At 35.9% G+C, this 12,523-nt stretch carries 13 protein-coding genes; 2 read left to right on the top strand and 11 right to left on the bottom strand.

Going from position 1 to position 12,523, the window contains the following annotated elements:
* Nucleotides 1–74 precede the first annotated feature (74 nt).
* A complete protein-coding gene (gene tnpC, locus ABWU45_RS00065; protein WP_353279066.1) occupies nt 75–1,427 on the top strand; it encodes an IS66 family transposase in 1,353 nt (450 codons plus the stop codon).
* Here the strand turns inward: tnpC and ABWU45_RS00060 are convergent.
* The 8 genes from ABWU45_RS00060 to ABWU45_RS00025 form a co-directional block, all read right to left on the bottom strand.
* Nucleotides 1,414–2,049 carry an N-acetylmuramoyl-L-alanine amidase gene (locus tag ABWU45_RS00060; RefSeq protein ID WP_353278533.1) on the bottom strand — a complete coding sequence of 212 codons (636 nt, stop codon included), beginning with the start codon at nt 2,047–2,049 and terminating at the stop codon, nt 1,414–1,416. The genes tnpC and ABWU45_RS00060 overlap by 14 nt on opposite strands.
* A gap of 74 nt (nt 2,050–2,123) precedes the next feature.
* Nucleotides 2,124–2,336, bottom strand: coding sequence for a hypothetical protein (locus ABWU45_RS00055; RefSeq protein ID WP_353278532.1), 213 nt, complete (start codon nt 2,334–2,336; stop codon nt 2,124–2,126).
* A 53-nt stretch (nt 2,337–2,389) separates the two neighbouring features.
* Nucleotides 2,390–3,634, bottom strand: a complete 1,245-nt coding sequence (gene ltrA / locus ABWU45_RS00050) for a group II intron reverse transcriptase/maturase (protein WP_007302363.1) — start codon at nt 3,632–3,634, stop codon at nt 2,390–2,392.
* Between the two features lie 52 nt (nt 3,635–3,686).
* Entirely contained in the window at nt 3,687–3,827 is a 141-nt protein-coding gene (locus tag ABWU45_RS00045) for a hypothetical protein (protein ID WP_019078704.1), read from the bottom strand.
* Between the two features lie 318 nt (nt 3,828–4,145).
* Nucleotides 4,146–4,799, bottom strand: a complete 654-nt coding sequence (locus ABWU45_RS00040; protein ID WP_353278531.1) for an EndoU domain-containing protein — start codon at nt 4,797–4,799, stop codon at nt 4,146–4,148.
* A 49-nt stretch (nt 4,800–4,848) separates the two neighbouring features.
* Nucleotides 4,849–6,036: a phosphoglycerate kinase gene (locus ABWU45_RS00035; protein ID WP_353279105.1), complete on the bottom strand. Its 1,188-nt coding sequence runs from the start codon at nt 6,034–6,036 to the stop codon at nt 4,849–4,851.
* Between the two features lie 79 nt (nt 6,037–6,115).
* The gene (glyA, locus tag ABWU45_RS00030) at nt 6,116–7,393 is read right to left on the bottom strand and encodes a serine hydroxymethyltransferase (protein WP_353278530.1); all 1,278 of its coding nucleotides are present in this window, start codon (nt 7,391–7,393) and stop codon (nt 6,116–6,118) included.
* Nucleotides 7,365–8,600, bottom strand: a complete 1,236-nt coding sequence (locus ABWU45_RS00025; RefSeq protein ID WP_264682829.1) for an MFS transporter — start codon at nt 8,598–8,600, stop codon at nt 7,365–7,367. Before ABWU45_RS00025 ends, glyA begins: the two co-directional genes overlap by 29 nt.
* 387 nt (nt 8,601–8,987) lie before the next feature.
* Here ABWU45_RS00025 and ABWU45_RS00020 point away from each other — a divergent pair, with 387 nt between their 5' ends.
* Complete coding sequence (locus ABWU45_RS00020) at nt 8,988–9,500, top strand: hypothetical protein (RefSeq protein ID WP_264682827.1); 513 nt, start codon at nt 8,988–8,990, stop codon at nt 9,498–9,500.
* Between the two features lie 20 nt (nt 9,501–9,520).
* Here ABWU45_RS00020 and ABWU45_RS00015 read toward each other — a convergent pair whose 3' ends face one another.
* The 3 genes from ABWU45_RS00015 to hemE form a co-directional block, all read right to left on the bottom strand.
* Nucleotides 9,521–9,835, bottom strand: coding sequence for a DMT family transporter (locus tag ABWU45_RS00015; protein WP_353278528.1), 315 nt, complete (start codon nt 9,833–9,835; stop codon nt 9,521–9,523).
* 48 nt (nt 9,836–9,883) lie between these two features.
* Nucleotides 9,884–11,077: a pyridoxal phosphate-dependent aminotransferase gene (locus tag ABWU45_RS00010; protein ID WP_353278527.1), complete on the bottom strand. Its 1,194-nt coding sequence runs from the start codon at nt 11,075–11,077 to the stop codon at nt 9,884–9,886.
* A gap of 430 nt (nt 11,078–11,507) precedes the next feature.
* Nucleotides 11,508–12,503: a uroporphyrinogen decarboxylase gene (hemE, locus tag ABWU45_RS00005; RefSeq protein WP_410541956.1), complete on the bottom strand. Its 996-nt coding sequence runs from the start codon at nt 12,501–12,503 to the stop codon at nt 11,508–11,510.
* Nucleotides 12,504–12,523: the final 20 nt, after the last annotated feature.

Raw genomic sequence — 12,523 nt, 5'->3', positions numbered from 1 at the left:
AGAATTGACATAACATATCAAAGTAATAATAACAGAAAATGTTGATAGTAAGGTAAGGCTAGATGCTTCAATTGTTGATCAGTATTGTAGAGTTATGTAAAAACTTAGAGCAAAAAGTAGCAAAGCTTGAAGAAAAAAATAAAATCTTAGAAATAGAGAATGCTGAACTAAGAGAGAGACTTGGCTTGAACTCAAGGAATTCATCTTTACCAAGTTCAAAAGAGCTGTACAAAATAAAAAAAGACACACCAGAAGATAAGTCAGAGGGTGGCAGGAAGATAGGGGGTCAAGTTGGTCATAAAGGAAATTATCGGATAAAAATGGAAGCAGATGAAGTAATTAGAGTAAGATTACATGATACTTGTGAATGTGGTGGAGAAATTGCAGTATGCAACAAACCCTATATTCACCAGAATGTTGATCTCCCAAAAATTAAGCCTTACGTAGTGGAATACCAACTAGAACATGGGCGCTGTCGTAAATGCGGAAAAAGAAGGAGTAGCAAATTACCAGAAGGAGTTACACCTGATACCTTTGGTCCTAGAGTTAAGTCAGTAGTTGCATCACTAAGTGGGTTTTATAAGAATTCAAAGCGAGAAATAGCGAATATCATGAAAGACATCTTTAACATGAGTATAAGTGTTGGTAGTGTGTCCAATAGCGAAGCAAGGGTCTCGTCAAAATGTAAAGAAGCCTATGAACAAATAGAGGAAGAAATGAAAGCAAGCGAAATTTTGCATATTGATGAAACCAGTCACTATAACAAAGGTAAATTGGAATGGTGCTGGATGTTTGCCAACAATAAAGCAAGTCTTATGAAGTTAGCAGATACAAGAGGAATGAAGTTTTTAAAGAATAGTGCATTTTGTGATTACAAAAATCGGGTAATTACCGACAGATATGGAGTTTACAACCACTTCAGTGATGAAAAACGACAAATTTGTTGGGCTCACTTATTGAGAAATTTCGAGAGGTTATCTCATAGCTGGAATAGTGAAGTAATGAGACTTGGCCATTGTTTAAAAGATGCAGCTAATGGATTATTTACATTAAAAAACGCTTTGTCAGAAAATGAAATTAGTATTTCAAAGTTCACTAAGCAAGCTAAAGAGTTACGAAGATTTATGCAGTACTGCATGATAAAAATATCTTATATACTTGAAGCAAAAGGAGCTTCACGAACGGTAAAGGGTATTATAAAATCCGAGCCAATGATGTGGACATTTTTGGATGATCCAGAGAATATTCCATTAACGAATAATCATGTTGAGCGACAAATACGGCATTATGTTGTCTATCGTAAGAATTCATATTTTGCACAGTCAGAGCGAGGGAATAGATTCCTTGAGCGGATAATTTCGTTGTATCTCACTTGGAGGCAAAAAAAGTTAAATCCATTTCAAAACCTTCTATCTATTGTCTCTTAAGCCACACCTCTGAACGGATACCAGGTTTACGCATTGCGTAGCCTTCAATGGCTGAGTTATATACTATAGTACCTATTTCAGCGTGACTAAATATCATATCTTTTCTAATCTTAAAGCGCTTCATGAGGTACAAAATCAGATCTTTGACAGATTTCATTTGCTCTTCTGGAAAAGGCTCAAGCCCTGTGTTTACAATCTCTATACCCATAGAATAATCATTCAGTTTTCGTAGCTCTTCAACCACATTATCTACTTGAACTTTCGCATAACTTATACCAGCATGCCATGCTCGTTTTTCGAGTGGAACCATCAGAGTAATGCTACCATCCCTATCAACAATAAGCTGTACTGATATACCTGAAGAATTTAATGCGCATTTTGTGCTTTTTAATGTTGGAGATTCGGTATGATGCACTACCACCATCAACACTTTTTTGCTTTCTCTATCATCATAATTTGAACTTGGTGCAGGATCTAAAAATATTGGATTCTTTAATGATGTTTTCAAATCTTGAAAATCGTTCTCGATATCAATTAAGCAAGATTGCTGTCCATATACAAGAGGCGCTACAAGCAGCAACAGAAATAAAACAGACAAACATTTTTTTACTATAAGTCTCATGCAGCTTTACAAATTGCCCACAATATAACTAAATTAACATAATACACATAAAATGTTTACTTTTTTTCAGCTAATCAAGGCTTGCTACAGCTACAATTAGTACTTTTATCATTACATTTTGGTGTTAAGTCAGGATAGAACGTAAGTATAGCGTCATTCTTTCTCACAAACACTGATTGATAATTGGCATCTTCCATTTTATACAGACACATTCCATCTTTTCCCAATTCCTTAAACGCCTTAGTTGCAGAAACTAAAAGGAGAGTAGACCGGCGGAGCTTCCCCACCAGTCTCTCGCAGAACTGCACGGAAACCTCTCGACTTATACAGCTCCCATTATTTAGCCTTTTGATCCTAACCCAAGTGTCCAATGATAGAAAATACTTGGAGACCTCTTTCTCACTTTTCCTAGAAATTGCTTTGCTAGTCTTCCGTGATCACGAAGTTTCTTATATTTTGTCCTGACCCATCTTATGAGGTATCTCTCTATATTTCTGAGAGATGGATACATCTCTGATTTATAAAACCTGCCATAGTACTGAAACCAGCCTCTGACTATTGGATCTATTTTCTTCGATATTTCCTCTAGTGTGGTCCATGTAATCCGATGTATTCTCCATGACTTTATGGTTTTCTTGATCTTCTTCTTGGCTTTGTTACTAATTGCAGGTAGAAATGAGATGAAATAATTCCTCATCTTATTCTTTGCTACTCTAGGTCTAAAAGTATAACCTAGAAAATCAAAGCTTTGTTTAGGAAATTGTTCTTTTCTATCATCATCCTTACTGTACACAATCTGTGTCTTTTCAGGATGTAACTTCAATTTACACTTAGCCAATCTTTCTTCAATCATTACTTTCATAAATCCTGCCTGTCTTTTAGTTCTGCAGTGCACTATCGCATCATCTACATATCTTTCAAATGGTACTGTTGGATAATTTTGTTTCATCCACATATCAAACGCATGGTGCATAAATATGCTTGAAATGATTGGGCTTATTGAACCTCCTTGCGGAACTCCTTTATCCCTTGTTACCCTACTGCCATCTGCTTGCTGAATGGGGGCTTTCATCCACCTCTCAACATACAGTATGACCCATTTGCAGTCTGTGTGTTTCTTGATAGCCTGCAGTGCTAAATCGTGGTCCAGATTGTCGAAAAATCCAGATATATCAAGATCTACCGTCCAATCATTTTTCCAACATCTCTTCCGTGCTGTGTATACCGCATCCAGCGCAGACTTATTTGGTCTATAACCATATGAATCTTCGTGAAATTTCGGTTCTACTAACGGCTCAAGATACATTGTAGCTGCTGTTTGCGCTATTCTGTCGAATACTGAAGGCACACATAAAATTCTTTGCCCTCCTGTATCTTTTGGTATCGCAACAGCTTTTACCGGCTCTGGAAAATAACTTCCGGATGACATCCGATTCCATAATTTGTATAGATTATCCTTTAGATTTTCTTCAAACTTTGTTATCGAGACCTCATCTACACCTGCTGCACCTTTATTTTTCGATACTTGTTTATAAGCTCTCCAAATAAGTTGCTTCGGTATATCAAAAGACTTTGTTTTATTCATTAACTCCTCCCTTTCGGTTGATAAATAATTAAAACTAAATAACTTAGCCCCTTCACTCCATTTCCATTACAGAAACTTCTTCGCTACTACGAGCTAATCCGCCCCTGTTTTTCGCATCGGTACTCTCATCCTCAGAGATCAGCTCTTTGGACTTCTCCCTTTTCATCGAAACGACAGGTTCCCGTAGTTCCATGCAATAGCCTAAAATAGATTCACGCCACTTTTATGCCGGACGCCACCTACCCAGTAAACAAGCTCCCAGTAGATTCATCCCAGGTTAACGACTACCCCCTGGTTTTGACGTCGTCTCTACGCTTTCGACACTTCATCAGTGGTTCACTTGCGTTCGTCTCTCTATTTCATACATGACACATAATTGTGCCTTTTCCATAACGCTCACTACCTTAGCTCTTTACCAAAGCAGCTTATGGCTGTTTGAAGCCTGCTCTTGCAAACCGGCTCCGAGGGGCCCTCCCTCATCTACTGCACAGCTTCAACACTTTCCGTGTTTCTACGGCGCACTATCATCAGCATGAAGGTTATGTGCATACCCATTTGGGCACTTAACTTTTACTTCTCCACCCTTACCTAAGTATTTCATTCCAAACGTGTAAACAGGTGGCTTAATATCTAATTTATTGCACAGAGATTTATTACCCCAAATTGCACCCGCCCACTTATTTTCTTGAGCCTCAACATATCTACCTACAAAATGCATACCACCAAGTCCCAATCTATCTGGTTCACCACAAAAAATATGTCCAAATCCTATAGTTTCTTTCTCAACTCCGCTATTTGTAAACCAAATCTTAGTCAATTCATCTTTAAATAACCCCAAGCCTGCATTTGGTGTAGCCACTTGATGATCGAGCTTATCGTATATCCTTTTCACCACTTCTTGATGCTGCGGACAATCGAGCAAAATTCTAAAATCTTCTTCATCAGGGTGTACTCCCCAATCTCCACAAACCCTTAATACTCCTCTATCAAAATCAGTCAGCTCTGGAAGTGGTGGAATATAATCTGGATCTGAAGAATCTGTTTTGAAAAACGGCTCAAAGCCAATTTGTGAATTTGCATCATTGAGATAATGCTCCTTAATGTAAAAAACAAATCCTATTACTGGTATTATTAAGCACAAGATTAACTTAGCTATTTTCGACATAATCATATTCATAAAGAAGCTAGGGTATAAGCAACAACTTAAAAAAGTTTTAATCTAATGTTGATCGCAGTCCTGGCATCTCATCACCACTTAGCCAACTTAAAAACGCTCCCCCACCAGTTGAAATATATGTAAAATCTTTATCGGCAAGACCTGCAGCATTTACTGCAGATAGGCTATCTCCTCCCCCTATTACACTGGTTAATTTTCCTTCGTGTGTCAAATCACTTACTACTCTCATCACCTCTACTGTACCATTTGCAAAAGCTGAATGTTCAAAAACACCAATAGGTCCGTTCCACAGCAGAGTTTTACTGCTTGCTATTATACCGCTTATTGTGCTTAAAGTTTGAGGTCCGATATCTAAAATTATATCATCATCCAAAACGGATTCGGTTTTTCTTAAAATACTAGTGCTATAATCAGAATTTACTGCAACCAAAACGTCTTCTGGCACAACTATTTTGCAGTTGTTTTTATTTGCTGTCTCAACAATATCGTGCAGAAGATCATCAACAGCATTTTGAAAAAAAGACTTACCTATATTAACTTTATTAAATAACAAAAAATTATTAGCAATTGCGCCACCCAGAATAAGGTAATCAACCTTTTCTGCTAGTTTTATAAGCATTTTTATTTTAGTGGATATTTTAGCTCCACCAACTATCGCAGTAATAGGTTTAGCGTTAAACGATATGGCTTGCTCAAGATACTTTAGCTCATCTTGCAAGCAGAATCCCGCGTAGGAAGGTAAAAATTCTGTGATGCGTGAAATAGAAGCATGAGCTCTGTGAGAGCAAGAAAACGCATCATTGACATATATATCTGCTAGAGATGCTAATTGTTTAGCAAAACTTGAGTCATTCTGTTCTTCTTCTTTATAGAATCTAAGATTCTCTAGTAATATTATATCTCCTCTATCTATCGCATTTATTGCTCTTTGTACTCTCTCACCAATACAATCATCAATAAATTTCACTTCTTTACTCAGCAGCTGCGATAAAGTTTCGACTACGTTTTTTAGCGATAGGTTACTGTCTTTTGCTTTTGGACGCCCAAAATGTGAGATAATAATAACTTTTGCACCTGCATTTGCTAAATATTGAATGGTAGGTAGAGCTCTCAAAATACGAGTGGTATCACAAATTCTTTCATTTTTTATAGGAACATTGAAGTCGACCCTGAGTAGAACATTTTTATTGTGAAAATCACAACTCTCTATGCTAGGTACATTTATCATAAAATTAAAGAGCTATAAAATCACTATACAATAGTTTAATCTAAAGTAAAGGAAGGAAATTTGAATGCCAAATAAATTAATAAATAGGAAAATTACTACAAATCCTTTCAACTTTAGTTTTTACTGCTCTTTCAATATCAAGGCTATTTCCATCAGTTAATCCCTGAATTATTTCATTTATTAGATCAGCTATCTCTTTAAAATCTTTTTTCTCAAGTCCGCGTGTTGTCTCAGCAGCGGTACCAAAACGTAGCCCTGAAGTAATGGTTGGCTTTTCCGTGTCAAATGGCACAGAGTTTTTATTGCAGGTAATGCCAGCTCTCTCAAGGCTATTTACAACGTCTTTTCCCGTCAACTTCTGTGATCTTAAATCAACTAGCACAATATGAGAGTCAGTGCCACCGGTTATAATGTCAAGTCCATGTTCTTGCAGCGCTTGAGCTAACACTTTTGCATTTTCTACAACTTTTTTACTATAAGTTTTAAACTCTGGCGTTAATGCTTCCTTAAATGCAACAGCTTTTGCAGCTATCACATGCATAAGTGGCCCACCTTGCAATCCTGGAAAAACTGCAGACTGAATTTTTTTATGTAACGCTTCATCATTTGTCATTACCACTCCACCACGAGGACCACGTAGAGTCTTGTGAGTTGTAGAAGTTATAATATGCGCATATTTGGCAGGTGATGGGTAACAACCTGCAGCAATAAGCCCTGAATAGTGAGCAATATCTGCAAGCAGATATGCACCAACTTTATTCGCAATTTTGCGAAAGCGCTCGAAATCTATTTCTCTTGGATAAGCAGAAGCACCAGCAATGATTAGCTTCGGTTTATGCTCCAGCGCTAGCCTTTCCACCTCATCCATATCAAGCAGGTAAGTGTCTCTATTAACTGTATACTGGATCGACTTAAACCACTTACCAGAAAGGTTTGGTGCTGCACCATGAGTTAAATGTCCACCACAATTCAGTGACAATCCAAGTATTGTATCACCCGGAGTAAGTAGTGAAGCAAACACCGCTTGATTTGCCTGAGAACCAGAATGAGGTTGAACATTTGCAAATTTAACACCAAATAGCTTACAAAGCCTTTCTATAGCCAGATTTTCAACTTCATCTACATACTCACAGCCACAGTAATATCTTTTACCAGGATAACCTTCTGCATATTTATTAGTCAGAAAAGAACCCTGTGCTTCCATCACTGCTTTACTTGCAAAATTCTCCGATGCAATCAATTGCAACTGCGATCTTTGACGCTGCAGTTCCTTCTCTATAGAGAGATAAACTTCATTATCAAAAGACTTTAAATTATTTTCAGAGTTACAAATCCTTTCTGAAGCAATTGTCATAAGACCTTTTCCTTAGCCACATAAATCCAAAAACAGCCAAAAGCAAACATACAGGAATAATTGATATTGCTTTTACTAGTAACTCAGTACCATACACAGGATTTCCTTGTATTACCGTTCCATTCCAACATAAGTCTATTATTTTTGCAATTCCAGTATGAAAAAAATAGCCAAAAACCATAACTATCATGTTTGATATGGCTGTGGCTAAGCCTACCAAGTTATTGTTTACATAACTTATTGCCTTGTAAATAGTAATTACCTGATACCCAGATGCAAAGCCGATAACAAGAAGTGTAGGTAATGCAATATATAAACCGCCAATTTGTGTAAAAAGCAAAAGAAAGCTAGCGATCATTGCAAAAGAACACGCAATAATCACCTCGTAATGTTTGTCTGGATACTTCTCCAGTAAATAAGCGAGAAAGAATGATCCAGCCCCCATGCCTATGAACATGAGAGAGGAAAGTGAAGATGCCAAATCTCCCGTCATTTGATATGCTTCACATAAGAACGCTTTCGCCCAACCATCAGCAAAACCTTCTATTGGTCCAACCATTAAGCCACCAAAAAAGCTGATTAGAATGATATGTTTATTGAAAAGTACAGTCTTTAAATCTTGAAGTATGTTGTCATTTCTACTCTCCTCTATGTTACTTTTTGGCGTTATTAAAAGCAATAGCAGAGCAAGTAAACAACCAAATGCTGAGAAAGTGTATATAACATAATTCCAACCAAATTTATTGAGCAAGAAGTCTAGAGGTAATCCACCATAAATAGCTCCAAGTAACCCTATTATTATAGATAAACTAGCCATCCTTGCTGATTTTTCTTGTGAGAAATACATACTTGCAACTTTAAAGAGCCCAATTGCCGAAGCAGATGACCCAACTCCAACAATCATTCTACCAAGTATTGAGTAATACCACTCATCAAAGCATATTAGTGGTAATGTCCCAGCAAACGTTAAGACAATACATGCAGGCAAAACAAACTTTGGCCCAAATCTATCAAGGGCAAGACCAACAGGTATGTGAGCAAGCGTATAGCCTATATAATATAGCCCACCAAATTGACCAACATCTGTAATACTTATGTTAAATTTCGTTATTAATTCAGGCGCGATTATATTTGGAATTACACGTAATATATACTGGTATGCATAAAATAGTGATGCTAGCAACCATATGAAAAAGTTTCTCTTCAATGCTAATATTACCTAAAAAACAGGATTATATGTATTTTATCAGCAAGGAGCAACACTTTTGTAGATAGCTACTCTAATCCGAGTATCTTTCTAAAAGAGACCTTTTAGCATATCTATAACTGGTTCATGGATAAGGTATATGAAAAAAATTATACCACAGATGATAAGGATTTTTATAATTTTACCCTTGTTCATCTTAAGCTTTATTTTTTTTATTATAAGTTTTAGTTTTGTTACAAAGTTCATTTTACTTACGCTTTTATTTCGTGATAACAATTATATTTTAAATAATATAATTTTTAGTAAAACTTGGCTTTAGAGACGTCTAAGTTAACTTAATATTAACCTTTTCGCGTGTAAAATATAACATAAAAGCAAGGTGAGTGAATGAACATAGATACAATAGACAATACGCTACGAAACTACATAACAAAATACATTGAACAAACATTTGCCGCACACACAGGCAATAGATACGACAAGTTATACAGGGAACTTTTAAGTAGTGCAGAAGAAATAATAAAACTTACTGTAAACGAAGCAAAACAATATGATAAAAGCCTAGAAGAATTACATAACAATTCAATATTTCACGATAAGAAATTTATTCAAGCTGTTGCTAAACACCAGATATTAGAATTTCTGAATACTCATCCAAAGAAGAAAGAAATCGTTGCAGAATTTAAAAATGAACATCATATCAACGAAAGCGATTTAAAAATTTTAAAGGAAGGAAAAGATTTAGTGAATAAAATAAACGACATTAACTTAACTCAACAAAATGAGAAAAATGAAATATTGAACATTAGAAAGGTACTTTCTAAATCAATAGGAATGCCCTCTTCGAGAACTGAAAAATCCAAAGCAACTTTAGTAGAAAGTCCTGAGGTGGTAAAATAGACGTACTTAACTTTTCCTAATTAGGAAAATACTTTTAATCCTATGATACCCAGCACTACCAAAGCAAGGGAAAATAAACGCCCCAAATTTACTGGGTCATTAAAAAACATTATTCCTATTATCGCTGCACCTATAGAACCTATACCAGTCCAAACTGCATAAGATGTACCAAGGGGAATAGACTTCATTGCTAACGATAGCCAGTAAAGACTTACAGAACCGCTAACTAAAATAATTACTACAGGTATAACACGAGTAAAGCCATTGCTATATTTCAGTGCTGTGGTCCATATTATTTCAACCAAACCAGCTAATAGCAAATATACCCACGCCATAAATCAACTCTATCTTACTGAAATATTATACATAAGAATATTAAAAAGTTAACTTAGCATTTCACATGCTTTAATAATACTATTACATCCAATTTCTAATTGTTCCTGAGAGGTTGCATAAGAAATTCTGATAAAATTTTTCAGACCAAACGCAATTCCTGGAACAACAGCAACTAAATGGTCTTCCAACAAATATTCAGCAAAATCAAGATCACTATTTATTACTTTACCACTTTTCGTGCTCTTACCCAATAAACCTTCACATGCGACAAACAAATAGAATGCACCTTGTGGAATAGATGCTGACAATCCTGAAGCAGAATTTAGCTTTTTTACTACAAAATCTCTACGATCCTTAAAGATTTTTGTTCTTTCTTTCAAAAAACTATGATCACCGTTTAACGCTTCAACTGCTGCTGCTTGTGCTATTGAATTTGGGTTAGAAGTACTTTGAGACTGCAGTGTAGAAATAGCTTTTACTATATCACTCCTGCCTGCAATATAGCCTATTCTCCAGCCAGTCATTGCATAGGCTTTTGATACCCCATTGACCACAAAAACTCTATCATAAAGTTTTGGCTCAACCTGAGCAATGGTAAAAAACTTTTCGTCGTATACTATGTGCTCATAAATATCATCTGTAACAACATTCACATGTGGATGTTTAAGCAATATTTGCGCTATGCTTTTCAATTCATCATATGTATAGACAATTCCTGCTGGATTGTTTGGTGAATTAAGAATTAACCACTTAGTTTTCTTAGTTATATTGCTTTCCAGTAACTCCGGTGTAAGCTTAAAGTTTTGTTTGCACTCTACAATAACTGGCAGTCCGCCAAAAAGATTTACCATATCAACATACGAAACCCAATAAGGAGCTGGTATTATAGCCTCATCTCCAGGGTCAATTGTTGCCATAAATAAGTTGAATAACACCTGCTTAGCGCCTGCGCCGACACAAATTTGGTTCAGTGTATATTCTAGATTGTTATCCCTTTTTAACTTATTGATTATCGCCTCTTTAAGCTCATGAGTTCCATCAACAGCAGTATATTTAGTTTTGCCTTCATTTATCGATTGAATAGCTGCCTTTTTTATATGATCTGGAGTGTCAAAATCCGGCTCTCCCGCAGCTAAAACGCAAATTTTCTTTCCTTCTCTTTTTAATCTGTTTGCCTTATCGGTCACAGCAATTGTAGGCGACGGTTTTATCAGAGACATCCTCTTTGCAAGGTCTGACATAATCTCACTAAAGTTAAATAAAAATGATAAACTCTACACAACAAAAAAGCTAGAAATTTTATTATTTTACATAAAGGTTGGTATTTTTGTATTCTTAAATATATTAACTATAGATATTAAAAAGCTTAATAAATTTAAAAAGGCAAATAAACCCCTGTATAGCGAGTTTTAATAATGTAAATTGGCATTGTAATAATGTGCTAACGCTTAAAACAAGCGCAATTTGGCTGAATGTAGAAAAAATAAAAAAGACACGCAGCCGCTATAATTTTTTGTAATTTGCCAATATATATCTGAGTTTTTTTACTGAATTTTGTCGTTGAGCTCAAAAACAAGGATGAATACTCTTATCGTTATAGTAAGGAAGAGAATGAGGTTTGTCAAGTAAGGTTTTCATTCCACCCTCATAAAGGCTTTTCATACAAGAGTTTTAGTAGTTTCTTACTAGGTCCACTAATTCAGCAATATTTTCAACCGGAGTATCAGGAAGCACTCCATGTCCAAGATTAAATATGAAAGGTAAACCTCTAAAACAATCTATTATGCGCTTTGCTTCTTCAATTGCTTCTGCCTTATTGTAGGCCAAAAGACTAGGATTAAGGTTACCTTGCAGAGGTATTTTTAGATTTTCTTTCGCCCATTCTATTGGAACATTATAATCTATACTTACTGCAGATACGCCTGTTTGTTCGCAGTAATCTGTATAAAGATTTTCAGCAGAGCGCGGAAAACCTATTATTGGAAAATTGGGAAATCTACTCTTTATTGCCGAAACAATTTCCTTTGTTGGCTTGATGATGTATCTTTCAAATAGTTTTCCCTTCAATACACCAGCATTGCTGTCAAATAACTGAATAACATCTGCTCCAAACTCTATCTGTTTGATCAGATAAATAATTGTCGCTTCCGTTATTTTTTTTATTATTTCCTCTAGTGCCAATGGACAAAAATTTAGCACCTTGGAAAAAGTTTTACTACCACCGCCCTCTATGATGTATGAACCTACCGTCCACGGCCCTCCAGCAAAGCCTATAAGCGATTTTTCTTCTGGCAACTGGCTTCTTACTTCTTTTATAGCATTTAGGATTGGTAATGTGTTAGATTCAATTCCTTGTAGACTCTTCAATTCTTTAGCACTTTTTATAGGTCTTATTATTGGACCCACACCTCGAGTAAAATTTACATTACAACCTAAAATGTCAGCTATTATCAAAATATCAGAAAAAATTATCGCTGCATCCATGTCGAACCTTGTTATTGGTTGTAACGTTAACTCTGTTACCAAATTTGTGCTATAACATATCTCCATGAAATTATTCATGTTTTCCACTGCCTTCCGATACTCAGGAAGAGACCTACCAGCCTGACGCATTAACCAAATAGGAACTTTTTCATTTGACTCGTTCTGGCTGATGATTCTTGCTATTTTTGCCTTACTTCTTTTCA

Origin of the sequence: Wolbachia endosymbiont (group B) of Longitarsus flavicornis (assembly GCF_964028135.1) — a bacterium.
In the GTDB taxonomy this organism is placed as follows: Bacteria; Pseudomonadota; Alphaproteobacteria; order Rickettsiales; family Anaplasmataceae; genus Wolbachia.
Note: the sequence above shows the minus strand (reverse complement) of the source record. Positions and strands in the feature narration are given on the sequence as shown.

What these genes read in the sequence shown, in the direction of transcription:
- ABWU45_RS00060 (WP_353278533.1), bottom strand. Translation starts at nt 2,049, where the DNA reads ATGAGACTTATAGTAAAAAAATGTTTGTCTGTTTTATTTCTGTTGCTG.
- ltrA (WP_007302363.1), bottom strand. Translation starts at nt 3,634, where the DNA reads ATGAATAAAACAAAGTCTTTTGATATACCGAAGCAACTTATTTGGAGA.
- ABWU45_RS00045 (WP_019078704.1), bottom strand. Translation starts at nt 3,827, where the DNA reads ATGGAACTACGGGAACCTGTCGTTTCGATGAAAAGGGAGAAGTCCAAA.
- ABWU45_RS00040 (WP_353278531.1), bottom strand. Translation starts at nt 4,799, where the DNA reads ATGTCGAAAATAGCTAAGTTAATCTTGTGCTTAATAATACCAGTAATA.
- glyA (WP_353278530.1), bottom strand. Translation starts at nt 7,393, where the DNA reads ATGACAATTGCTTCAGAAAGGATTTGTAACTCTGAAAATAATTTAAAG.
- ABWU45_RS00020 (WP_264682827.1), top strand. Translation starts at nt 8,988, where the DNA reads ATGAACATAGATACAATAGACAATACGCTACGAAACTACATAACAAAA.
- ABWU45_RS00015 (WP_353278528.1), bottom strand. Translation starts at nt 9,835, where the DNA reads ATGGCGTGGGTATATTTGCTATTAGCTGGTTTGGTTGAAATAATATGG.
- ABWU45_RS00010 (WP_353278527.1), bottom strand. Translation starts at nt 11,077, where the DNA reads ATGTCAGACCTTGCAAAGAGGATGTCTCTGATAAAACCGTCGCCTACA.